Origin of the sequence: Streptomyces sp. NRRL S-118 (genome assembly GCF_000716335.1) — a bacterium.
Classification (GTDB): Bacteria; Actinomycetota; Actinomycetes; order Streptomycetales; family Streptomycetaceae; genus Streptomyces.
This window is the reverse complement of record NZ_KL591071.1, coordinates 1,263-1,632: the sequence shown is the minus strand read 5'-3', so window position 1 is coordinate 1,632 and position 370 is coordinate 1,263. Positions and strand designations below refer to the sequence as shown.

At 75.7% G+C, this 370-nt stretch carries 1 protein-coding gene; it reads left to right on the top strand.

Annotated features, from left to right (window positions below):
• Nucleotides 1–370, top strand: a 370-nt coding sequence (locus tag IH00_RS38655) for an acyl carrier protein (protein WP_039947922.1), incomplete at both ends; no start/stop codon positions are given.

Genomic DNA, 370 nt, shown 5'->3' with positions numbered 1-370 from the left:
GCGTCCCAGCTGGGGCAGGGCGAGTTGGGCCGCCTGGAGCGGATGGGCGCCAAGGCGCTGACGACGGAGACGGGTCTCGGTCTGTTCGACCAGGCTCTCGCGTCGGACGCGGCGCTGCTGGCGCCGGTCCACCTGGACACGACGGTGCTGCGGGCCCACGCCAGGGCCGGGACGATCCCGGCCGTGCTGCGCGGGCTCGCGCCCGCCCCGGCTCGGCGTGCGGAGACCGGTGGATCACTGGCACAGCGCCTCGCCGGCGTACCGGAGGCGGACCGTGAGCAGGTCGCGCTCGAGCTGGTGCTGGCCCAGGTGGCCGGTGTGCTCGGGCACGCCTCGGCTGCCTCCATCGATCCCGGCCGCGCCTTCAACG